At 45.1% G+C, this 24,827-nt stretch carries 20 protein-coding genes and 1 other RNA gene; 2 read left to right on the forward strand and 19 right to left on the reverse strand.

The genetic code is table 11. The features are described from left to right. Positions 1-8: 8 nt before the first annotated feature. The 19 genes from dapB to rsmI form a co-directional block, all read right to left on the reverse strand. Positions 9-818, reverse strand: coding sequence for a 4-hydroxy-tetrahydrodipicolinate reductase (dapB, locus tag BSR11_RS02225; RefSeq protein ID WP_072668963.1), 810 nt, complete (start codon positions 816-818; stop codon positions 9-11). A gap of 92 nt (positions 819-910) precedes the next feature. After that, positions 911-1,309, reverse strand: a complete 399-nt coding sequence (mutT, locus tag BSR11_RS02230; RefSeq protein ID WP_072668964.1) for an 8-oxo-dGTP diphosphatase MutT — start codon at positions 1,307-1,309, stop codon at positions 911-913. 70 nt (positions 1,310-1,379) lie between these two features. Next, positions 1,380-4,091: a preprotein translocase subunit SecA gene (gene secA / locus BSR11_RS02235; RefSeq protein ID WP_072668870.1), complete on the reverse strand. Its 2,712-nt coding sequence runs from the start codon at positions 4,089-4,091 to the stop codon at positions 1,380-1,382. Between the two features lie 452 nt (positions 4,092-4,543). Further along, positions 4,544-5,461 carry a UDP-3-O-acyl-N-acetylglucosamine deacetylase gene (gene lpxC, locus BSR11_RS02240; protein ID WP_072668871.1) on the reverse strand — a complete coding sequence of 306 codons (918 nt, stop codon included), beginning with the start codon at positions 5,459-5,461 and terminating at the stop codon, positions 4,544-4,546. Between the two features lie 96 nt (positions 5,462-5,557). Next, positions 5,558-6,772: a cell division protein FtsZ gene (gene ftsZ, locus BSR11_RS02245; protein WP_072668872.1), complete on the reverse strand. Its 1,215-nt coding sequence runs from the start codon at positions 6,770-6,772 to the stop codon at positions 5,558-5,560. Positions 6,773-6,802: 30 nt separating this feature from the next. Then, positions 6,803-8,065: a cell division protein FtsA gene (gene ftsA / locus BSR11_RS02250; RefSeq protein WP_072668873.1), complete on the reverse strand. Its 1,263-nt coding sequence runs from the start codon at positions 8,063-8,065 to the stop codon at positions 6,803-6,805. Between the two features lie 14 nt (positions 8,066-8,079). After that, positions 8,080-8,838 (reverse strand): cell division protein FtsQ/DivIB, encoded by a 759-nt coding sequence (locus BSR11_RS02255; RefSeq protein WP_072668874.1) that lies wholly within the window; start codon positions 8,836-8,838, stop codon positions 8,080-8,082. A gap of 178 nt (positions 8,839-9,016) precedes the next feature. Then, complete coding sequence (gene murC / locus BSR11_RS02260) at positions 9,017-10,480, reverse strand: UDP-N-acetylmuramate--L-alanine ligase (protein ID WP_072668875.1); 1,464 nt, start codon at positions 10,478-10,480, stop codon at positions 9,017-9,019. Between the two features lie 3 nt (positions 10,481-10,483). After that, positions 10,484-11,560 (reverse strand): undecaprenyldiphospho-muramoylpentapeptide beta-N-acetylglucosaminyltransferase, encoded by a 1,077-nt coding sequence (gene murG, locus BSR11_RS02265; RefSeq protein ID WP_072668876.1) that lies wholly within the window; start codon positions 11,558-11,560, stop codon positions 10,484-10,486. Then, the gene (gene ftsW / locus BSR11_RS02270) at positions 11,547-12,734 is read right to left on the reverse strand and encodes a cell division protein FtsW (protein WP_072668877.1); all 1,188 of its coding nucleotides are present in this window, start codon (positions 12,732-12,734) and stop codon (positions 11,547-11,549) included. Before ftsW ends, murG begins: the two co-directional genes overlap by 14 nt. A 7-nt stretch (positions 12,735-12,741) precedes the next feature. After that, a complete protein-coding gene (murD, locus tag BSR11_RS02275; protein ID WP_072668878.1) occupies positions 12,742-14,073 on the reverse strand; it encodes a UDP-N-acetylmuramoyl-L-alanine--D-glutamate ligase in 1,332 nt (443 codons plus the stop codon). Positions 14,074-14,090: 17 nt separating this feature from the next. Then, positions 14,091-15,173 carry a phospho-N-acetylmuramoyl-pentapeptide-transferase gene (gene mraY / locus BSR11_RS02280; protein ID WP_072668879.1) on the reverse strand — a complete coding sequence of 361 codons (1,083 nt, stop codon included), beginning with the start codon at positions 15,171-15,173 and terminating at the stop codon, positions 14,091-14,093. Next, a complete protein-coding gene (locus BSR11_RS02285; protein ID WP_072668880.1) occupies positions 15,170-16,531 on the reverse strand; it encodes a UDP-N-acetylmuramoyl-tripeptide--D-alanyl-D-alanine ligase in 1,362 nt (453 codons plus the stop codon). The genes mraY and BSR11_RS02285 overlap by 4 nt, the downstream gene beginning before the upstream one ends. Further along, positions 16,528-18,015, reverse strand: a complete 1,488-nt coding sequence (murE, locus tag BSR11_RS02290) for a UDP-N-acetylmuramoyl-L-alanyl-D-glutamate--2,6-diaminopimelate ligase (protein WP_072668881.1) — start codon at positions 18,013-18,015, stop codon at positions 16,528-16,530. The genes BSR11_RS02285 and murE overlap by 4 nt, the downstream gene beginning before the upstream one ends. Before the next feature lie 36 nt (positions 18,016-18,051). After that, a complete protein-coding gene (locus BSR11_RS02295; RefSeq protein ID WP_004395955.1) occupies positions 18,052-19,785 on the reverse strand; it encodes a peptidoglycan glycosyltransferase FtsI in 1,734 nt (577 codons plus the stop codon). Continuing rightward, positions 19,782-20,099 (reverse strand): cell division protein FtsL, encoded by a 318-nt coding sequence (ftsL, locus tag BSR11_RS02300; RefSeq protein ID WP_072668882.1) that lies wholly within the window; start codon positions 20,097-20,099, stop codon positions 19,782-19,784. The genes BSR11_RS02295 and ftsL overlap by 4 nt, the downstream gene beginning before the upstream one ends. A gap of 9 nt (positions 20,100-20,108) precedes the next feature. Beyond that, a complete protein-coding gene (rsmH, locus tag BSR11_RS02305; protein WP_072668883.1) occupies positions 20,109-21,059 on the reverse strand; it encodes a 16S rRNA (cytosine(1402)-N(4))-methyltransferase RsmH in 951 nt (316 codons plus the stop codon). Between the two features lie 185 nt (positions 21,060-21,244). Continuing rightward, positions 21,245-21,638: RNase P RNA component class A (gene rnpB, locus BSR11_RS02310), an RNA gene on the reverse strand. Positions 21,639-21,728: 90 nt separating this feature from the next. Continuing rightward, complete coding sequence (gene rsmI / locus BSR11_RS02315) at positions 21,729-22,592, reverse strand: 16S rRNA (cytidine(1402)-2'-O)-methyltransferase (protein ID WP_072668884.1); 864 nt, start codon at positions 22,590-22,592, stop codon at positions 21,729-21,731. A gap of 69 nt (positions 22,593-22,661) precedes the next feature. On the opposite strand from rsmI, the gene BSR11_RS02320 reads away from it, so the two are divergent. Both BSR11_RS02320 and BSR11_RS02325 read left to right on the forward strand, forming a co-directional pair. Next, on the forward strand, positions 22,662-24,467 hold the full coding sequence (locus BSR11_RS02320; RefSeq protein ID WP_072668965.1) for a penicillin-binding protein activator: 1,806 nt from the start codon (positions 22,662-22,664) through the stop codon (positions 24,465-24,467). Then, positions 24,454-24,822 carry a YraN family protein gene (locus BSR11_RS02325; RefSeq protein WP_072668885.1) on the forward strand — a complete coding sequence of 123 codons (369 nt, stop codon included), beginning with the start codon at positions 24,454-24,456 and terminating at the stop codon, positions 24,820-24,822. Before BSR11_RS02320 ends, BSR11_RS02325 begins: the two co-directional genes overlap by 14 nt. The last annotated feature ends 5 nt before the right edge of the window (positions 24,823-24,827 follow it).

Raw genomic sequence — 24,827 nt, forward strand, 5'->3', positions numbered from 1 at the left:
TTATGTAATTAAAGCTCATTCAAATTGAGCACATCGGTCATCGAATAAAGCCCGGCGGGTCTGTCCGCTAACCAAATAGCCGCTTTCACAGCCCCATTAGCAAAGGTCATACGATCGGTCGCTTTATGAGTAATTTCTACTCGCTCACCAATATCGGCAAACATAGCTGTATGTTCACCAACAATATCGCCAGCACGAATCGTGGCAAAACCAATTTCATGCCGAGATCTTTCACCAGTGATCCCTTCACGTGCATAGACCGCTACATCATTAAGCTGATTACCCATCGCATGAGCAATCGCTTCTCCCATACCAATCGCGGTTCCAGAAGGTGCGTCCACTTTAAAACGATGATGAGCTTCAATGATCTCAATATCGCAATAATTCCCCATCACTTGCGCGGCTTTTTCTAATAACTTAAAGACTAGGTTAACGCCAACACTGTAGTTCGGAGCCATAACAATAGGCACCTGCTGAGCAGCAAGCTTAATTTGTATTAATTGCTGTTCATCAAACCCCGTTGTACCAATCACCAATTTCTTTTGGTGTTTTTGACATAATTCAATATTGGCTAACGTACTAGTAGGGGCAGTGAAATCAATGATCACATCGAAATCATTCACGGCTTGCTCTAGATTATCGACTAAAGCAACATCAAAACGTCCCTCACCACACAATTCTCCAATATCTACACCGACTAGTGATGACTCAGGACGCTCGGAACCGGCCCCGACGATGGTATTGGGATTATAATAACTTGCCTTGACGAGATTGCGTCCCATACGACCAGCAGCACCTGCAATCGCAATTCTTATCATTGCTTCTTTCTCCATTTATCATTCCATGGTTCGCGATAGACGATTTATCCATTACCCTTAAACTAACAACTATCCTCGATGCTGGCTAGCACTTAGAGTAACTCTTTCATCACTCGCTCAACAATCGCATTATTAGCCGCAGGGAAAGCGTAGTTTGTCAGGTCACTGATCAGGACCCATTTACCTTGTTGGCCTTCTTTACCGAAAGGTTGGCCTTCGAAATGACTCACTAACATGAAATCAAACATTAAGGCTTTATCAGAGTAATCAAATTCAAGATGTTCAAACAAATTCTGCTCAGTAACCGTAATACCAATCTCTTCATACAATTCACGAGACAAAGCTTGCTTAATGCTTTCACCAGCCTCAACCTTTCCTCCAGGAAACTCCCATAACCCCCCTTGATGTTTATCATCAGGGCGTTTAGTAATATAAATCTGTGAACCTTCAGAATTAACAATAATCCCGGCAACGATATGAATACGTTTCATGCGTTTTCCCATACGATATAGATTAAAAAAAGAGTCGCTTAAGCGACTCTTTTTACTGAATTAAATAAAATTAATCAATTTTACCGTGGCACTGTTTGTATTTTTTACCACTACCACAAGGACAAGGCTCATTTCGTCCGACTTTACGCTCTTCACGGACCATCGGATGATGTCCATCATCTTTATTCTGGTTATCGCTACTAGGATGTTGAGCTTGAGCACGACGAGCAACCTCTTCAGCTTGAGCAATACGCTGAGCTTCCATACGCTCCACTTCATCTTGCTGTTGCACGCGCACTTTTGACAAAATAGCAATCACATCAGATTTTAATGAATCAAGTAACCCTTCAAACAGCTCAAACGATTCACGTTTATATTCCTGTTTTGGATTTTTCTGCGCATACCCACGTAGATGGATCCCTTGACGTAGATGATCCATAGCTGCGAGATGCTCTTTCCATAGCGTATCCAGTGTTTGTAACATGACGGATTTTTCAAAATTACGCATGACAGAGACACCAACCGCTTGCTCTTTCTCTTTATACACGGTAGCCGCTTGTTCAAGAATTCGCTCACGCAACGCTTCTTCATAAAGCTTATCGTCTTCATCTAACCAAGTTTGAATCGGTAGAGCAAGATCAAAATCATTTTTCAAGCGCTCTTGTAATCCCTCAATATCCCACATTTCTTCTAACGATTGTGGTGGGATGTAGGTATCAATGACCGAATTAAAGACATCTGCACGATTGTGTTCAATCATGTCGCTAATATCATCCACTCGCATTAGCTCGTCACGGAGTTCATAAACGACTTTACGTTGATCATTGGCTACGTCATCGTATTCCAAGAGTTGTTTACGTATATCAAAGTTACGACCTTCAACTTTACGTTGCGCTTTTTCAATCGAGCGAGAAAGCATTTTACTTTCTATGGCTTCGCCTTCGTCCATACCGCTCTGAATTAAGCTCGCCATACGATCTGAGGTAAAGATACGCAGCAAACTGTCTTCCATAGAAAGGTAGAAACGCGAAGAGCCGGCATCACCTTGACGGCCAGAACGACCACGTAATTGGTTATCAATACGACGAGATTCATGACGCTCGGTACCAATAATGTGCAAGCCACCGGAAGCAAGTACTTGATCATGTACTTTTTTCCACTCAGCTTTAATTTGATCAATCTGCTCTTGAGTTGGGTTATCTAACGTCTCAACCTGTGCCTGCCAACTACCGCCGAGAACAATATCCGTACCTCGACCCGCCATATTGGTGGCGATCGTTACAGCCCCTGGCTTACCAGCATCAGCAACAATTTCTGCTTCTTTTTCATGGAATTTCGCATTCAGGACGTTATGTTTGATCTTGGCTTTTTTTAGAGCATGAGAAAGCAGTTCCGACTTCTCAATTGATACGGTACCAACCAGCACAGGTTGACCTTTTTCTACTCGATATTTAATGTCTTCAATAATCGCTGCAAACTTCTCAGCTTCAGTGCGATACACCACATCCGGCATATCATCTCGGACCATCGGTTTATTGGTTGGGATAACTACCGTTTCTAAGCCATAAATTGACTGAAATTCGAAAGCTTCGGTGTCAGCAGTACCTGTCATGCCTGACAGTTTTTCATATAAACGGAAATAGTTTTGGAAAGTGATCGAAGCTAAGGTTTGGTTCTCATTTTGAATTTTGACCCCTTCTTTTGCTTCAACGGCTTGATGTAAACCATCAGACCAACGACGTCCAGGCATCGTTCGTCCGGTATGTTCATCAACAATAACCACTTCACCATCGTCGGTAACGATGTAATCGACATTTTTCTCAAATAAGACATGAGCACGTAATGCCGCATTAACGTGATGCAATAAGCTAATATTATTTGGAGAATATAACGTATCTCCTTCTTCCATTAAGCCATTACGCACTAACAACTCTTCAACAAATTCCTGTCCTGTTTCCGTCAGGTAAACCTGTTTGGATTTTTCATCCACGGTATAATGGCCATCACCACGATAATCTTCAGAGTCTTCTTTATCTTGCTGCTGGAGATTAGGAATCAATGTATTAATTCGTGTATATAATTCTGAGCTATCTTCGGCAGGACCAGAGATGATCAATGGCGTACGCGCCTCATCAATTAAGATTGAGTCCACCTCATCCACTACCGCAAAAAAGCGTTCGCGTTGCACTCGGTCTTCCATACGGAACGCCATATTATCGCGCAAGTAGTCAAAACCGAACTCATTGTTGGTTCCGTAAAGGATATCAGCAAGATAGGCTTGTTTTTTCTCATGAGGCGGCATATTGGGAACGTTAATACCAACGGTCATGCCCAAAAACTCAAACAGAGCACGGTTGGTTTCCGCATCACGTTTAGCTAAATAGTCATTGACAGTAACGATGTGTACGCCTTTGCCCGCTAAGGCATTAAGATAAGCTGGCAGTGTTGCGGTGAGTGTTTTACCTTCACCAGTACGCATTTCGGCGATTTGCCCCGCATTTAAGACCATACCACCAATTAATTGCACATCGAAATGACGCATGCCAAACACACGTTTAGAAGCTTCACGTACGGTAGCAAAGGCTTCTGGTAACAGTTGGTCTAATGACTCACCCTGTTCGATACGTTGACGAAACTCGATAGTTTTTGCTTTTAGTTCATCATCAGAAAGGGTCGCAAATGCAGGCTCAAAATTATTGATTTCTTTAACGATTTTTCTTAAACGGCGCAAGGTTCGGTCGTTTCGACTGCCAACCACCTTTGTCAGTAGCTTAGTTATCATTTTTTATGTATCTCTCTTTACTTAGATCGTCCCGATCTGCTTTAAATATTTCCAGTCTCTCTCTATCTTCAACTAAGGATACTGAGATAAATCATGTCCTTTGGATATTGTGATGAAGATGTGTATTTTCAAGACACCAAGCCAATTAAGTCATGCTCAGTGTAAGGATTTCTATCGGTAACCATCAATGGTCATAACACCAGAGACGTAAGATACCATTTTACTTAATCAGAACGAAGTCTGTTATACCAACTAAACTCACTCAAAATACTGACAGCAAGTCCCACTTGAAGCAAAACAGGCTCAACGTTACCGAAGAGGCAAAGAATTACCGCCGTTTTATTAATACATTGCCGCTTAAATAAGCATTAAACAGGTAAACGTTCAAGATGAGTAAATAAAGAATAAATAAAAAAGCCAGACTGAGTCTGGCTTTTTTATTTATTCTTTATTTATGCAATAACCATATTCGGCTCTGCAAAAGCAACAGGAGCTCCTGCTTCTTCTTCGAATGTAGCCCATTCCCACGCTTCTTGGTCAGCTAATAGCGCACGAAGTAGCTGGTTATTCAAACCATGTCCTGATTTGTAAGCTCTGAATTCGCCGACAATGGCATGACCACACATGTAAAGGTCACCAATGGCATCCAATACTTTGTGAGTGACAAATTCATTAGCAAAACGCAAACCTTCCTCGTTCAAAATGCGATAATCATCGAGTACGATAGCACAATCGAAACTACCGCCAAGGCAAAGGTTTTGCGACTGTAAATACTCTATATCACGCATAAAACCAAACGTTCGGGCGCGAGAGATTTCTTTCACAAAGCCTTGCGAAGAGAAATCAAACACCAGATGCTGCTCATCACCATCAATCGCCGGATGATTAAACTCTATCTCGAAATCCATTTTAAAGCCATTATGAGGGCGTAACTCCGCCCATTTGTCTTCATCTTGGAATCGTATTGGTTTCTTGATACGAATGAAACGCTTAGGTGCATTCAGTTTTTCTATACCGGCCTGTTGTAATAAGTACACAAATGGGCTGGCACTGCCGTCCATAATAGGAATTTCCGGAGCATCTACTTCAACAATAACATTGTCGATCCCCATGCCAGCCAAAGCCGCATTGAGATGCTCAACAGTTGAGATACGGATACCATCATCGTTAACTAATGCCGTACACAGCATAGTATCTCGTACTGATGCTGGATCAGCAGGGAAGTCAACAGGTGGGTTAACATCAGTACGACGATAAATAATACCCGTGTTTGCAGCAGCTGGGCGAAGAGTAAGCGTGACTTTACGACCAGAGTGAAGGCCCACTCCAGTTGTTTTCACTATTTCTTTCAGAGTACGTTGTCTGATCATCTACTTGCCTCTATTTCGATGCCACAAAGCTCGACCGATAAAAAACCGACCGACATCTTACCAAAATTTTGAACGGTGTCAAATTGTGGCGCTATTTTAATCAGCCTGACGACGTAAAAAAGCCGGAATATCCAAGTAACCGCTCTCTTTCTCTGGCTTAGGTGCCGTACTTTGACTGGCAGAAGAAGCACTACTCGTCGTTGGTGCTGACGGAGTTTTCACTTCTACTTTTTCCTGCAAAGGTTGTGCCATTCTATCTTCCACTTTAGTTGCCGAAGCAACGTTCTGTGGTTGAGCAATGGCGGCGGTTTTCGGTTTGCTACCACCAGCAACTAGTGTGATATCCGGTTTTCTCTCGTTACCAATACCCGTTGCCACTACCGTTACACGAATTTCATCGGCCATGTCTGGATCAAGTGAAGTACCAATCACGACGGTGGCATTGTCTGATGCAAACGCTTTAACCGTGTTACCCACCGTTTCAAACTCATCAAGACGCATATCCAAGCCAGCCGTAATATTAACTAATACGCCACGAGCTCCTGCTAGATCGATGTCTTCTAGAAGCGGACTTGAGATGGCCATTTCTGCCGCCTCTTCTGCTCTATCTTCACCTCTAGCTACACCGCTGCCCATCATCGCATGACCCATTTCAGACATTACTGTTCTTACATCAGCAAAGTCGACGTTAATCATGCCGGGACGAGTAATCAGTTCAGCGATGCCTTGTACGGCATTTTTAAGTACGTCGTTCGCGCTGGCAAAGGCTTCAAGTAGAGTAATACCACGACCCAATACTTTGAGCAGCTTCTCGTTAGGAATAGTGATTAAAGAATCAACGTGTTTCGATAGTTCTTCAATACCTTGTTCTGCAAACGCGAGGCGCTTTTTGCCTTCGAAGCTAAATGGCTTAGTTACGACAGCAACCGTTAGGATGCCAAGCTCTTTAGCCACTTCTGCAATCACCGGAGCGGCACCAGTTCCAGTACCACCACCCATACCAGCGGCGACAAATACCATATCGGCACCAGAGAGAATTTCTTTAATTCTTTCTCGATCTTCGAGAGCAGCATCACGACCAACCTGTGGGTTAGCGCCTGCGCCAAGTCCTTTAGTAATGTCACCACCGATTTGGATAACCGTACTAACATTACTTTTACGAAGTGCTTGCGCATCTGTATTGATACTGATGAATTCCACGCCTTCGATGGACTCACGCACCATGTGTTCTACAGCGTTACCGCCACCACCACCTACTCCAACGACTTTGATTACCGCATCGTCAGACATTTCCATCATCGGTTCAAACATGTGTTATCTCCGTTTTTCCTGCTTATCAGGTTAAAACTCTTTTTGTATCCAATTACGCAAGCGGCTAAATAAACTCGAAACTGATTGGCGCTTAGGCTCTTGATAGTCAGTGTCATCATTTATTTGGCTATCCCTTGCGTAATGAAGTAAACCCACCGCCGTAGAATGATACGGCTCTTTTACATAATCGGTTAAACCACTCACTTCGAGCGGTTTCCCCACCCTAACTTGATTGCGGAATACTCGCTCTGCACAGTCGACTAATCCTTCAATTTGCGCAGCACCACCAGTCAGTACCACACCAGCTGCGAGATGATGTTTAATACCATCTTTACGCAGCTTATCTTGAACCGTGTCGATGATCTGATTCACTAACCCCATTAACTCAGTGTAGCGAGGCTCTATCACTTCCGACAAGGTTTGTCTTTGTAAACTTCGTGAGGGACGTCCACCAACACTCGGAACGTTAACCGTATCATCCTTACTCACCAGTTCACTCAGTGCACATCCATATTTAACTTTGATCTCTTCAGCATCGCTCACTGGTGTACCAAAAGCAAACGCAATGTCACTCGTCACTGCATTACCAGCATAAGAGAGCACTTCTGTATGTCGTAATGCTCCGCCAGTCCAGATAGCGATATCCATAGTGCCCGCACCAATATCTATCACACAGACTCCAAGTTCACGCTCATCTTCGGTGATCACTGCATGACTAGCGGCTAATCCTGAATACACTAGCTGTTCAACTTTCAACCCACAACGTTCAACGGCTTTAATGATGTTTCGAGCCATATCATTGTGACAAGTAATCAGGTGGACGCTAACTTCCATGCGAACCCCTGATAATCCTAATGGATTTTTAATCCCTTCTTGATAATCAATGGTAAATTCTTGAGGAATAACATGTAAAATCCGTTGCTCCTCGCCAATTTTAATCGATTTGGCAGTATGGATAGCTCTATCCATATCATCCTGAGAGACCTCCTCATCAGAGATGGTTCCCATACCTTTTTCTATACGGCTTGCAATATGCCGGCCAGATATAGATAGAAAAACGTGACTTATTTGGCATTCTGCCATTAATTCTGCTTGATCGACGGCGCGCTGTACCGATTTAACAACGGATTCCAGATCGTTAACACCGCCTTTATCCATGCCTCTTGATGGACTACTTCCCGCACCGATAATATTAATTTGACCGTCAGGCAGGATCTCACCGACCAACGCGGACACCGTTGCGGTACCAATATCTAATCCAACTACAAGGCTATCATTGGCCGATTTCGTCATTTAAACTCTCTTTGTCACTCTTGCTCTGAGAACCAACCTACTGCGGCACCTGTATCGTATCTGAGATCGATATAACTAACTCGCTCAGCATCTTGGCCTAATCGCTTATAAAGTAGGAAAAAACGTGCAATACGTTCATCTAATGACTCTTTGCCTAATTCTAAGCGGATACCGTTATCCAAAATAATTTGCCAAGCTCGGCGCTCATTCAATAGCAGGGAAGAAATATTTAATCCTAGCGCTTGAAACTGCGGATTGTATTGCCGCCAAACCGCGAGTACTTGAGGACCACTGTCATCGGGTCCATACAATTTAACATACTCTTGTTTCACCGCGGCGATATCGCCATTAAAAACCTTGCCTTTATCGTTAAGCAATGCATTACCATTCCAAATCGCTGCCACTTGATGTTCGGTTAAAAACACCTTAATAGTATCTGGCCATTGTTTGCGAATAGAAGCATGAGCAACCCAAGGAATCGCCTGTGCCCGGCTCTGTAAAACATCAATATCTTGCGACATAAACGTGCCAATATGCTCTAGCTCCGCAAAAGCGCGCTGAACGTCGAGCGTCGAGACATAATGTAAATCGCCCTGCAAGACTAACTGGGAAAGGGGCAGACGATGTTCATCCCACATCCAACTGATCGTTGAGTACAACAAAGCGCCTATCAACAACAGCACCATCAAGAAGAAGCACCCAGATGCGGTATGCTGTTTTACTTGAGATGAAGTGGATAAGCGGCGACTTTCGGTTAACACATGGTTAATCAAAGTCCGATGATCCTGATGTCGACTAGCAATGTGATTCCCTATATCGTTGCTCAATAGAGGTAAAAGCACTGACATTAACCTTCGAATTATACTGAGCAGATGAAAACTATCAAATACTCAAGTAAAGAAATCGCTGCTTAATGGTCATTTATTTGTCATAAGTGCTCAGTTATGCAACTTATAGATATTGTTGCATTTGCTCAATATCTAATTTTAATGCGGCAAGTTGTTTGGCTATTTTACCAATATCGCCGGCTCCTTGCGTCAAAACTAAGTCACCATCTTGCAGAATATTGGCTAAAACTGCAGGTAATGCTGCACTATCTGGAATAAAGATCGGATCTATTTTTCCACGACGGCGAATCGTTCGGCACAATGAGCGTCCGTCAGCTCCAGCGATCGGCTTCTCTCCTGCAGAATAGACATCCAACATCAGTAGAACATCAACCTGCTCAAGCACATGAGCAAAGTCATCGTACAAATCACGCGTACGGGTGTAACGATGAGGTTGGAAAATCATCACTAAACGTTTTTCTGCCCAACCATTACGAGCAGCCTTAATGGTGACATCAACTTCCGTTGGATGATGGCCATAATCATCGACTAGCATAACATGACCATGACCGGTGGCAAACTCACCTAAGTGGTCAAAACGACGCCCAGTACCTTGAGTACTCGCCATCGCACGTAAAATGGCATCATCGTCAATATCATCCTCACTGGCAACGGCGATCGCGGCAGCCGCATTCAACGCATTATGTCGACCGGGAATATTTAAAGTGATCGCCAAATCAGCCCTATCTTTACGCAGTACAGTAAAGTGACCTTGTTGGCCTTGTTGATGATAGTCGGCGATACGTACATCGGCATCTTCGGAAAATCCATAAGTAATGACATGGCGACTGATACGAGGAATAAGCTCTCTGACTACCGGATCGTCAATACATAATACCGCTTGACCATAGAAAGGCAGATTATGTAAGAAATCAATAAAAGTTTGCTTAAGGGTTTCAAAATCACCGCCATAGGTATCCATATGGTCAGCTTCAATATTGGTAACAATCGTCACCATGGGTTGCAGATGTAAAAACGAAGCATCACTTTCATCCGCTTCAGCAATTAATATCCGGCTCGACCCCAAGCGTGCATTAGTTCCTGCACTTTTTACCAATCCACCGTTGACAAAAGTCGGGTCCAGACCCGCTTCTGAATAAATTTGTGTAACTAAAGCCGTTGTAGTCGTTTTACCATGCGTTCCAGCTACCGCAATACCATGTCGAAAACGCATTAATTCAGCGAGCATTTCTGCGCGGCGTACGACAGGAATTCGTTTTTCACGAGCGGCAATGATTTCAGGGTTTTGCTCATTAATCGCCGTTGACACAACAACCACACTCGCTTGCGATACATGTTGTGCTTGATGACCAAGATAAATCGTCGCTCCTTTATTGACTAAACGCTCAGTCACTGTGTTACTCGATAAATCAGAACCGGTAATGTGATAGCCTTCATTAAGTAGTACTTCCGCTATACCACTCATTCCCGCACCGCCAATGCCAATAAAATGAATACACTTTACTCGGCGCATTTCTGGAACAAGGGCACGAATTTGCGCCAAGTCTTGAGTATGTTTAATTGTCATTGATCATTTCTCATGTTTATCTGCAGTGATGGCGATAATCGCCTCGGCAACCACTTTATCCGCATTCAGCTTGGCCGCTTGTCTGGCTTGTTGAGCCATTGTTAACAGTTGTGGACGATCGAGATTAGCAATAGTATTCGCCAATCGTTCGCTGGTCAGTTCCTGTTGTTCAATCATTAACGCCGCCCCACTTGAAACAAGATGATCCGCATTGAGCGCTTGCTGACGATCTTTATGCATAAAAGGAATAAAAATAGCAGCGACGCCCGCAGCTGACACTTCGGAAACGGTTAACGCCCCTGAACGACAAACGATTAAATCAGCCCATTGATAGGCATCCGCGACATCGTCAATGAATTCTGTTACTTCAAACTGAGTGCAACCTAAATCCGCATAAGCTTGCTCAACTTCAATATGATGACGTTTACCCGCTTGATGACGTATGTGGTAACCGTCACCCAAGATTGCCATGACCTCTGGCAGGGTTTGATTTAAGACCTGTGCACCTTGACTTCCGCCCATGACCAGAATTCGAATGGGTCCTTGTCGCGCGGCTAAGCGCTCTGTTGGTTCAGCGATTTGAGTGACGTCCATCCGCACCGGGTTACCCACCACTGATGCATCACTGAACGCACCGGGAAAAGCTTGAAATACCTTAGTGGCAATTTTCGCTAGCCATTGATTGGTTAAACCTGCCACGGCATTTTGTTCATGGAGAATCACCGGAATACCCTGCAACCAAGCAGCGATACCTCCGGGTCCACTTACGTAGCCTCCCATTCCCAATACCGCATCTGGCTGCCACGCTTGCAAATGACGTCGCGCTTGGCAAATAGCATTTAAGATTTGCCACGGTGCTTTTAGTAAACGCAATACACCTTGACCGCGCAATCCTTTGACACGAATAAAATCAATCTCAATACCGTGTTTAGGTACTAATTCGGCTTCCATGCGATCAGCAGTGCCTAACCAACGAATCTCCCAACCTTGTTGTTGGAGCTGCTTTGCCACTGCCAAGCCGGGGAAAACGTGTCCCCCTGTGCCACCAGCCATGACCATTAAACGTTTATTTTTCTTCATGATGTCTATCTTTTCTTCTATCTTGTAAACGACATTCGTGATCAATTCTTAATAAAATCGATACCGCGACGGACATAACAATCAAGCTTGAACCGCCGTAACTGATCAGTGGTAGCGTTAACCCTTTGGTAGGCACCATACCTGAAGCTGCGCCCACGTTAACCAAAGTTTGAAAAGCAAACCAAATACCAATCCCAAACGCTAAATAACCACCAAATTGCTGATCATGTTCAAAGGCTTTTCGACCAATCAACATCGCCTTAAGTACCAAACTGAAAATCAACACCAGGACTAAACTAACGCCAATAAATCCTAACTCTTCACCCATTACCGCAAAAACAAAGTCGGTGTGCGCTTCTGGTAAGTATTCTAATTTTTGAATCGAGTTACCCAGACCTTGGCCCCACCATTCACCACGACCAAACGCCATTAAAGACTGAGTGAGCTGATAGCCACTGCCAAAAGGATCTTCCCACGGGTCGAGAAACGAGGTAACACGACGAATACGATAAGGCTCTGCCGCAATCAAACCAACGACGACTAACACGCCTGCGACGACCAATGCCAAAAATTGAGATAATTTAGCGCCAGCAATAAACAGCATGCCAAATAATGTGACCAGCATAACAATCACTGTGCCTAAATCTGGTTGCAACAGCAGCAGCACCGCTAACGCTGCAAAAACCATGATCGGTTTCATGAAGCCACCAAAAAAAGTGGCGCGCACTTCATCTTGTTTACGAACCAAATAGCTAGACATAAAAATGAATAGCGCTAGCTTAGCCACCTCTGCAGGCTGGAGATTAAACAAGCCAAGTGGGATCCAACGTGAGGCCCCATTGACCGATTTACCCGCGACCAACACCACAATCAGCAGCACAAATGCGAGGGCAAGAAACACCGAGCTATAACGCATCCAGCGTTCAACGGGGATCTGCAAAATAATCGCCGATGTGCCTAGAGCCAAAAGCAAAAAAATGCCATGCCGAAACATAAAATGAAAAGGTTGATCGGTTAAACGAGAGCTGATCGGAAAAGAGGCCGACGTCACCATGACAAGGCCAATCAACATCAATCCTAACGCAAGCCAAACTAGCTGCCGATCAAACAGCGCTTTCGGTGACGGTGTTTTTAGCCAATAAACGAAAGCGTGCAGTGTGCTTGAGATAGACACAGAAATATTACCTTTTCGTGTAGGCGTAGTGTTTAGCTAGCGCTGCAAAAGCGTCTCCCCTAGCCATAAAGTTGTTAAACTGATCAAAGCTAGCACAAGCGGGAGAGAGTAATACCATATCCCCAGCTTTTAATTGTGGATGAATCTCTTCAATGATCGCAGGTAAACTTGGGTAGTACTGTGCTGAAGGGTGTAATGGCATAAATTGTTGCCCATCAATGCCGAAACAGCATAATTTAACCGGTAAAGTGGCTAAAACAGGCTTCAAAGGCGTAAAATCCGCACCTTTTCCGACACCACCAACCAGCAAATAAAGATCACCGTCTATCACAAGACCAGATAAGGCGGCCAAGGTACTGGCCAAATTAGTCGCCTTGGAATCATTGACCCAGCGAATGCCATCATACTCTACAACCAGTTGGCAACGGTGTGTCAATCCAGTGTAAGACTTTAACGCCTCTAATGCGTGGGTATACTCTATATTTAGGGCGTCTAAAAGTGCGAGAACCGTTAATGCATTGGCGATATTATGCCGTCCGACAAGGCTCAATTGCGAAACTGCCAGCACTGGCGTTCCTTTGACCGATAAATATTCCTCACCCTGATGTATCTGTAGCGAGTAATCGGCAGCGCCGTTTAAACCAACGCTGAGTATTGGCCCTGAAAAATCATCCGGTAACGTTTGTCGATCATCAGCATTAATCACCGCGGTTTTAGCATGGTTAAAAATACGTAGCTTGGCTTGGCGATACTCCGCCATTCCAGAGTAGCGATCCATATGATCTTCGGACAAATTTAAAAATGCCGCCGCGGCTATCGATAAATGATGAGTCGTTTCCAACTGAAAGCTCGATAACTCTAAAACATAGAGATCAGCCGCTTCCGCTAATAGATCGAGCGCGGGCACACCAATATTGCCTCCCACCGCCGTTTTCACGCCCGCCGCTTTCGCCATTACTCCAGTTAAGTCGGTGACCGTACTCTTACCGTTCGAGCCGGTAATGGCAATCACAGGCTTATCAACATGCCAAGCAAATAACTCAATATCACCCACCACCGGAATGCCAGCAGCAAGCGCTTGCTGTATTTCAGGCGTCGCTAATGCAATGCCTGGATTGGTGACGATCAAATCGGCATCAAGTAGCCAGTCCATATTCCAGCCACCACAGTGCAAAGCTACGTGCTGATCCAAAGACTCTTGACCAGGAGGAGTGAGCCGAGTATCAATAACCCGAATCCGAAGCTCAGGATGATAGCGACGTAAATAGTTGACCACTGAAAGCCCAGTAATGCCTAGCCCAACCACCACAACTTGCTGAATATCTTGCCAACGGTTCATGACTCTGCCTCTACGGATTAGCGTACTTTTAAGGTCGCTAGACCAATCAAAACTAGCACAATAGAGATAATCCAGAAACGCACAATCACTCGCGGCTCTGGCCAGCCTTTTAACTCATAATGGTGATGAATGGGTGCCATTCTAAAAATACGCTGACCACGCAATTTGTAGGAGCCGACCTGCAAGATAACCGAGATAGTTTCCATCACAAATACCCCGCCCATAATTACCAATAGCAGCTCTTGTCTGACCAAAACCGCGATAATACCGAGCGCCCCACCCAAAGCTAATGAACCGACATCGCCCATAAAAACTTGCGCTGGATAAGTGTTAAACCATAAAAAGCCAAGACCTGCGCCAACGATAGCCGTACAAACGACAACCAGCTCTGAGGTATAAGGAATATGGGGGATATGCAGATAGTTAGCAAAATTAACGTTACCCGTTGCCCAAGCAATCACCGCAAAAGCCGCTGCGACTAAAATGGTCGGCATTATCGCTAATCCATCTAGCCCATCCGTTAAATTTACCGCGTTACTGGTACCAACGATCACAAAGTAAGTTAAAGCTATATACAACAGACCAAGCTGCGGCATCACATCTTTGAAAAAGGGCACGACTAACTGAGTAGCAGCCGTGTCTTGACCATGGGCATAAAGAGCAAAAGCGACCACGAGAGCAATAACCGATTGCCAAAAATACTTCCAACGCGCAATTAAACCATCACTATTTTTACGTACGACTTTACGATAATCATCAATAAAACCAATCACGCCATAGCCAAAAAGAACAGCTAAAACTGCCCACACATAAGGGTTACTCAAGTTTGCCCACAGTAATACCGTGATGATGATAGAAGCCAAAATCATCACCCCGCCCATGGTTGGCGTACCACGTTTGCTAAAATGCGACTCAGGACCATCATTACGAACCACTTGACCGATTTGCAGCATTTGAAGACGCTTAATTAATCTTGGGCCCATCCAGAGAGATAAACTCAATGCGGTCAAAATACTCACGATGGCCCGAAAGGATAAATATTCAAACAAACGAAAGAATGAAAAGTAGGGCTGGAGTAACTCCGCAAGCCAAATAATCATGAGAATTTCTCCTTAAGTGCAGCAACAATCTTACTCATACCTGAACTGTTCGCCCCTTTCACTAACAACACATGAGGTTGAGAGGCGCGAACTTCGAGTTGCTGCGCAATAAATATCAGCATGTCTTGATGTGTTAAAAAGTGCTGTCCGTGACACCGTTGGCTAATCACTCGCGCATCCTCTCCGTACGTCAAGACATAGTCAAATTGGAATGGGGCAGCATGTTCACCGACTTGTTGGTGAAGTGCAAGACTTTCTGTGCCTAATTCCGCCATATTACCTAAAATTAACCAACGACAACCAGAGAAAGAAGCCAGCAGTTCAATGGCAGCTTTCATCGCCGGAACACTTGCGTTATAGCTGTCATCAATAAGACGAATCATCGGAGTTAACTGGCTAACGTCAACTCGACCTTTCACAGCAGATAACTGAGCAAGACCAGCGGCCACGTTTTCTAAGCTCGCGCCCATTTCGATTGCTAATGCGCTAGCAGCGAGTGCGTTACTGACATTATGCTGGCCTATTATTCCTAATGTTACGGGTTGTTCACCTTGTGGTGTATGTAAGATGAAACTGGCTTCTCCCGCTTGATTTAACGCTATTTGCGAGGCAAAAAAGTCAGCGTTCTGCTGGTTAACGGAAAAGGTTTTGACTTGTTTATCAGCCAATACTTTACTCCATAGCTCGCCACCATGACTATCCAAGTTAACCAGTGCCGTTTTTCCCGATGCGAGACCTTGATAAATCTCTCCTTTGGCTTGTTTCACGCCATCGATCGAACCAAAACCTTCCAAGTGAGCCGCAGCGACATTATTAACTAGCGCGACATCGGGCTTAACTAACTGGGTTGTATAAGCAATCTCACCAATATGATTGGCACCCAATTCAATCACCGCAAAATCATCTTCTTGGCTCGAGCGAAGTAAGGTAAGTGGTACACCAATATCATTATTGAAATTGCCAGCGGTATACAACACCTGACCTTTAGCACTTAAAATACTAGCAACCATTTCTTTGACCGTGGTTTTTCCACAGCTTCCGGTAATCGCAATGGTTGGCGTTTGGCACTGTTGATGAACCCAACACCCCAGTTGACCTAACGCTTGTTTGGTATTGCTGACGATAATTTGCGCAACATCAACATCGAGAGCGCGTTCAACCATTAATGCTTTAGCGCCAGCATCTATCGCTTGCTGCGCAAACTGATGAGCATCAAAACGTTCACCGACTAAGGCAACGAAAAGCCCTTCAGGCTCAATCCGACGCGTGTCGGTTGAAACAGACGAAATAATGCTATCCGCGCCCAGTAATTGACCTTGTACTACGTGGCTGATCGTCGATAATTGAGTACTGATCATACGGTTAACCCTAAAAGTTGTTGAGCTGACTCTCTGTCCGAATAATGAACGGTTTGATCGGCCAGTACTTGGTAATCCTCATGCCCTTTGCCCGCTAACAAAATAATATCATCGGCATTGGCATGGGTCAGAGCATACTGTAGGGCCTGATAACGATTATGCTCAATGTGCGCTTGAGCATGGCTTAATCCTGCGAGCATATCCTGTACGATAGCGTGCACAGACTCACTGCGCGGATTATCGTCGGTAAAAATAATGTTATCGGCAAATTGCTCAGCGATCGCCGCCATCATAGGCCGCTTACCGGTATCACGATCACCACCACAACCGAAAATCACCCACAATTTCCCCAAGCAATGTACACGCAAAGCACAAAGAGCTTTCTCTAGCGCATCAGGGGTATGCGCATAATCAACAACCACTTTCGCTTTACCCGGTGCGCTGAATAGCTCCATCCGTCCTAAAACTGGCGTTAACTGCGGCGCAGTATCCAGCAAAGCTTGCTTACTAAATCCTAAACTTAATAACGTTGCCAACGAAAGTAGCAGATTACTGGCGTTAAACTCACCGATTAAGGGGGCGTGTAAGTTGCCGTCCCCCCAACTGCCATCAAAGGCTAAGTGAATACCTTGCTCGGAATAGCTGACCGACGTCGCCCATAAGCAACGCTCTGTCCTCGGCTGTTGATATAATGAAACCCCAACTAATCCGGGCCATTGTTCCGTCGCCCATTGCGCACCGACCGGATCATCAACATTCAAGATCGCTTGCTGACAATGATGTTCCGTAAATAGGGATTGCTTAGCTTTAGCGTACTCTTGCATCGTACCGTGGTAATCAAGATGGTCGCGACTTAGATTTGAAAAAACCCCTGCGATAAAGGGGAGAGCTTTGACTCGTCCTTGAACCAAACCATGAGAAGAAACTTCCATGGCGGTATATTGAGCCCCTTTATCCGCCAATTGACGTAACGTGGCTTGTACTTCCAATGCATTGCCAGTGGTATTCATCGCTGGCTGTAATTGATTTAAAAACCCATTACCTGTGGTGCCCATTACGGCGGCACGCTCCCCCAACAGTTCCAGCCATTGAGTGATTAATTGACTGATGGTCGTCTTACCATTAGTTCCGGTTACGGCGATCACTCGGTTTTCATGACCAGCATAAAAACGACCCGCTAATGCCGATAAATGCTTATCCAACGAGGCTAAATAGATGATCGGTTTACCATCAATATCGCTCATCGTACCATGAGGATGCTGTTCATCGGCCTGAGCTAATACGAGATTAGCACCACAAGCCAATGCATCGATGATGAACTGTCGCCCATCAACAGCATGTCCGGCAACCGCCACAAACGTATCGCCTGGTTGTATTTTCCGACTATCGAGCTGCAAGTGCTGAATGGTTAACGAATTGAGTTGCGGATCATCAATCTTCATCCATGGTGCAAGCAATGTGGGTAAACCTAGGGTTATCTTCATGTCGATTTCACATTTTCATTTTGATTTGAATAAACATTAGCGTTGAAAACGATTCTCATCAGGTGCGACATTTAAGATCTGTAACGCCCCTTTGATAATTTCAGCAAACACTGGACCAGCAACAGCACCACCATAGTAAGTATCCCCTTGCGGCTCATTAACCATGACCACCAGAGCAATACGAGGGTTACTGACCGGAGCCACACCGGCGGTATAGGCAAAGTACTCATCACTGTATCCTCCAGCGACGGCTTTACGTGATGTCCCCGATTTAGCCGCAATCCGATATCCCGGAACCGCAGAACGTACCGCCGTACCGCCCGGCTGAGTAACGGTTTCCAGCATCTCTAATACTTGTCTGGCGTATTTTTCTTCGACGACTCGCTGAGATAAGTCTTGACGATTACTATCAATTAAATAAATCGGTTGATAAACACCAAGATTACCTAATGTCGCATAAGCATGCGCTAATTGAATCGGTGTCACCGATAAACCATAACCGTAAGCTAATGTGGCAATTTCAAAAGGAGACCAGCGGCGGCGATTGGGGAAAATACCACTGCTTTCTCCGACAAGATTGAGCCCAGAAACTTCACCAAGCCCAACCGCACGATACATATCTAAGGTATCTTCTAAAGGCATATCCAGTGCTAATTTAGCCACACCGATATTACTCGACTTTTGTAAAATTACCTGCAAACTGGCTTTTCCGACCCGAGAAACATCTCGCACTCGGCTCCCACCAACTTGCATAATCCCATTACCCGTATCAATAATGGTATTTTCATCGGCGGTTCCATTGGCTAACGCCGCAAGGACGACAAACGGTTTAACGGTTGACCCTGGCTCAAACGCATCCGTGATCACTCGATTGCGCATTTGAAAACTTTGCCAATCGCTACGATTATTAGGGTTATAAGAAGGGGCATTCACCATCGCTAGCACCGCTCCGGTTTTTACATCAAGCATCACCGCAGAAGCAGAAGTGGCGCGATAATCGGCCATCGCTTGTTTTACCGCACGAAAGGCAATAGCTTGCAAACGCTGATCAATGGTTAATTGCAGGGGTTTGCCTTCTTCCCGCTGTTCAAGAGCAATATTTTCAACTACTCGACCATACCGATCGCGGCGAATGATGCTTTTACCAGCCTCACCGGTCAGCCATTTATCATAGCTACGTTCAACCCCTTCCAAGCCATGACCATCAATTCCGGTCACGCCGATCAGATGCGCACTGACTTCTCCTGCCGGATAGTAACGACGTGATTCTGATTTAAGACCAACCCCTACCAGTTTAAGCTCGCGAATGTACTTAGCCATTGCCGGACTCACTTGGCGCTGCAAGTAAACAAAACGGCGCGTACTGTTATCTTGAATTTTTTGCAGCATGGCTTGCCTATCTAGCCCCAACACATCGGCTAATGCGTGCCAACGTTCAAGCTCGTTAAAGCCACCCTCTCTAAAAATCACTAACGGATCCGCCCAGACGGCTTCGACCGGTACGCTCACCGCCAGTGCCTCACCATTTCGGTCTGAAATAATCCCGCGTGCGGAATGCAAAGTCAGCGCACGAATCGAGCGTAGATCCCCTTGCCGGATCAAATTGTCCGGTTCAATCACTTGAATAAAGGCAAGCCGAGCGATCAGTAAGCCAAAAATCAGCACCACGAAGGAGAGTAATAAATATAAACGCCAGTGGATCAAAACGGGCGGCGTTGACTTAGTCGGTGAGCTAGCGGCTAGCGCTTTTTTGGTCGGCTGTTTACTCATTTAAGCTTAATCACTACTTCTTTATCGGCATCTGGGCGCTTCATCTCTAATTCACGACTGGCAACATCTTGCACTCGACTATGCTCAGACAGCGCCGTCTCTTCTAAAATTAAATTACGCCACTCATTATCCAGATAGTCACGTTGCTGCATGGCCTCATTTTTTTCGGCAATCGCTTGACGAGTATGATGAGTGGTAAACACCACGCCCATTGCAGTAGCAAAAATCATTAATAACAAACACAGGGGTAATCGACCGACCGTAAACAGGTCAATCACAATCAATTTAGCAAGATTTGGCTTAGAGACAGACATAGTGAATAATTACAACTTTTCTGCAATTCGTAATACTGAGCTACGAGAACGCGGATTGAGCGCCACTTCGTGATCGCTTGGCTTAATCGCTTTCCCCACGGCTTTCAATTTTGCGCTGCCTAAGGCTTTAATTTGATCTTGCGTCAGTGGTAAGCCATGTGGCACATCGGGGCCTTTACTCTCTTTACGAATAAAACGCTTAACCATACGATCTTCTAACGAATGGAAACTGATCACCGATAAACGTCCTTGCGGCGCTAAAATCGACGCAGCTCCCTGTAAAGCGATATCAATTTCTTCTAATTCACTGTTAATGTAAATACGAAAAGCTTGAAAAGTCCGGGTCGCAGGGTGTTTTTTTTCTTTAAAACTTTTTGGTGCCACTTCCGAAATTAACTTTGCTAACTGACTGGTTCGAGTCAGTGGCTCGTTGTCTGGATTGTCACGATGAGCAACGATCGCTTTAGCAATCCGTCTTGCGTGTTTATCTTCGCCAAATTCACGAATCACCCAAGTAATGTCATCCAATTCTGCGCTTAATAGCCACTGCGCAACCGAGACTCCTGAATTAGGGTCCATGCGCATATCCAACGGACCATCTTTCATAAAACTGAATCCACGCTCAGCATCATCAAGTTGCGGTGACGACACCCCTAAATCAAATAACACCCCATCAACCTGACCTTGCAAATCATAACGCTGGGCATACTCTGCAATGCCCGAAAAAGGGCCATGAATGATGGTAAACCGTGGATCATCAATTTTACTTGCCTCAGCAATGGCTTGAGGATCGCGATCAATACTGTATAAACGCCCTTCTGGACCTAATTGAGCTAATATCGTACGGCTATGACCACCGCGGCCAAAAGTCCCATCGATATAAATACCATCGGGTTTGATCGCCAATCCATCGATGGATTCATGAAGCAGCACTGATACGTGTTGGAAAGATTCAGTCATAATATTCTCGTTTCGCTGAACAAAGCGCGATTGATGCGTCGTTAGTGTACCGTTTTCACACTCGACCGCTACCCATAAGCATAGACAGGACGTGACATTGCGCTAAGTTTAATGGTTTTGCTATCAGCTAAGTCAATAAAAAGCAAAAAACCCATCATAACCGCGAAGCTATGATGGGCCTGAAAAGGTGGAGTCGACATATAAGCCGGGTTCTGTTCCGCTTGCGCGGCGGTAGCCATTCCTCTAGGCCAGCAATCGCTCACTGGCTCAAGCAACCTACCCGCCTCCTAACGCGAGCAACGTTATGTGGAAGCCTATTTGGTCTTGCTCCGGGTGGAGTTTACCTTGCTACGAACTGTTGCCAGACGCACGGTGCGCTCTTACCGCACCCTTTCACCCTTACCTGATCCCCAAAGGGCCATCGGCGGTCTTCTCTCTGTTGCACTTGTCGTAGGCTTGCGCCCCCCAGGCATTACCTGGCACCCTGCTCTATGGAGCCCGGACTTTCCTCCCCCTTATCAGTCTCCCTAACACAAGGTTAAGGGACGTCAATAAGGCAGCGGCTACCCAGTCAACTCCGGTCACGGATTCTATAGATAAGCATCGTGACTGTCTAGCACCAATCTCGAACCGGCCAAGAATTCGATACAATCGCTCAAAAAGCCTGCATTAGCTTAAGTTTTCAAGCCCCCACTTATACAGAGCATTTTTCTTCACGTTATAGATTTCTGCGGCTAAAGCTGCCGCTTTTTTTAAGGGTAACCCTTTACTTAGAATGCTCAAACTTCTTAATGCCTCTTCCGGTAACGCTTGATTCGATTCTTCTCTGCTACCATGAATTAATAAGACCATCTCTCCGCGTTTGCGATTTTCATCTTGATTAATCCACTCAATCAACTCGCCAAGCGGCAACCCTTGGATGGTTTCAAAGGTTTTGGTGAGCTCACGAGCCAATACCACTTGACGATCTGGGCCTAAAATTTCCAACATATCCTGCAGCGATTCATTGATTCGATGCGGAGATTCATAAAAAATACACGTTCGCTCAACTTTGGCTATTTCTAAAAACTTATCTTTGCGCCCTTTACTTTTGGCTGGCAAAAAACCTTCAAAACTAAACCGATCCGAAGGTAAACCAGAAGCACTCAGTGCCGTAATCACCGCACAAGCACCAGGAAGAGGGACAACTTTAACACCCGCTTGACGACATTGATTGACTAAGTGGTAACCTGGATCACTGATCAGCGGTGTACCAGCGTCCGAAACGAGCGCTATCGACTGGCCAGATAATAATTTATCAACTAATGCTTGAGCTTTGTGCTGTTCATTGTGATCATGCAAAGCGAACGTTTTAGTTTGGATATTGAAGTGAGCAAGCAGTTTACCTGTGTGACGTGTATCTTCAGCGGCGATAATATCGACCTGAGCAAGGACATCAAGGGCGCGTTGGGTGATATCCCCTAGATTGCCAATTGGCGTCGGGACAATATAGAGGGTTGCTCCCTCTGCGGACACGGTTTTGTTATCTGTCATTTGTTTACCATCACTTCAACGATTAATATAGAGACAATTTTACACGGAATAATGAAAGAACCCATGGCTATGAAAAACCATCAGAGATGCAGTGTAACACGCTTACTCACTCCCGTTGCATTGGCAATCATGCTAGCGGCTTGTTCAACTACACCGTCAGTACCAACGTCTGTACAGATCACCGATAAACCACAACTATCGGCCCAAACCTATTTAATGCGCGCCGATAGCAGCCAAGGCAGCTTACAAAATGACTGGCTCATCATGGCACTCAAAGCTGCTGTGGCCGACAACGATTCCGCACAGGCAGAATTATTGATTCGCCGTATATCAAAACAAACTTTGAGTGAGACTCAGCAGGCAGAGTGGCAACTCGCTCGCGCCCAGTTATCGTTTAATCAACAGCAATATCAAACGGTCTTATCGCGGCTCAGTTTCCCTACTGATTGGCGCTTAGACCCACTACAATGGCAGAAGTACTATCAACTGAGAGCGGACAGTTTGCTTGCGCTGGATCGTGCCTTTGACGCGAATCGGGAACTCGTTGGGTTGTATGAACATTCGACGTCTGACCAGCAATCAATCATCGCACAACAAATTTGGCAGAATTTTGATGGCTACTCTAGCTCAACCATTACAACACTAAGCACTGGAGCAGATGAAGAGATCCTCGATGGTTGGTTGCAACTGGCTATCTATGTCAAAACGCTCGGTAGCGATTTACCACAATTAAAAAATACCTTAGAAAAATGGTTGAAAGAGAACGCTTCACACCCTGCGGCTCGTTATACACCTCAAACGATCAGTGATATTTTAGCATTAGATCTCGTGCAACCAACGCATACCGCCTTACTCCTACCGCTCAGTGGTCGTTTTGCCAAGCAAGCAGAGTTAATTCGCGACGGTTTTATCATGGCAATGATGAACGATCCTCAACGTGATCCACAAGCGACCCTCACTATTTTGGATACCAATACGGAAAGCTTAGAAAAAGTTGATGCAATTTTGGCAGAAAAAAAGGTTGATTTTGTCGTTGGCCCGCTGATTAAAAGCGATATCGAAAAGTTACAAGCTTTTCAGAAAAAACGCGGCCAAGCAATTCCAACCTTAGCACTGAATATTCCGGACAACATTGAGCAATCAAGTAATACTTGTTATCTCACTCTCTCTCCTGAGCAAGAGGTCGCGCAAGCGGCGAAATATTTGTTCAATCAAGGCTATCGATACCCATTAATTTTAGCACCACAAGGTAGCTATGGTGATCGCGTGGTAGAAGCTTTCAATCAAGAGTGGCGTCAATACAGTACCAATAAAGTCGCGGTGAACCTATTTGGTGACAAACGACAGTTACAACGCAATATCAACAACGTTTTTGGTCTTCAAGCAAGCCAACAGAATATTACCCAAATGAACTCATTATTGGGTATTGGTTTAGAGAGCCAACCACGTAGTCGACGCGACATTGATGCCGTTTATATTGCTGCAGGTATTGCTGACCTCACGTTGATCAAACCTTTTATTGAAGTAGCGATCAACCCAGATACGCGTCCACCTAAACTATTTTCTAATTCAAACAGCAACAGCGGAGGTCGTCAATTTGAGGATCTCACTGGGATCACTTATAGCGATATTCCACTGTTGATAGAGTCTGGTAACCCTGTTGCCACTCAAGCGGCTGAACTTTGGCCACGAACGTCCAATGCTGATCGTCGCTTGCAAGCACTCGGGATGGATGCCTATCAACTGATGCTTGAACTCCCACAAATGAAAGTGGTCAAAGGATACACAATTTCAGGCCAAACAGGTGTACTCGGCATTGATGACAACTGCGTCGTACTGCGTGAAATTAGCTGGGCAGAGCATGGGGCTCTTTAGTCGCCGAAATACGGGACAGCATTATGAACAAGTAGCGGCTGATTACCTCGGTCGCCACTCTTTACGACTACTCGAAAAAAACTTTACCACTCGTGCTGGAGAAATTGATCTGGTGATGCGCGATAATGCTTGCTTAGTCTTTGTCGAAGTAAAATATCGTAAAAATCAATCTTACGGCCACGCTGCCGAAATGGTCACTTCACAGAAAAAAACACGCTTGATCAAAGCCGCGAATTGGTGGATGCTCAAGCACGGACTCAGTGTCGATAATACCGATTTTCGTTTCGATGTCGTAGCCATTCATGACAATGGTCAACACATTGAGTGGATAAAGAACGCAATAACCCAAGGATAATCAAT

Origin of the sequence: Vibrio injensis, from assembly GCF_001895205.1 — a bacterium.
Taxonomy (GTDB): domain Bacteria; phylum Pseudomonadota; class Gammaproteobacteria; order Enterobacterales; family Vibrionaceae; genus Vibrio; species Vibrio injensis.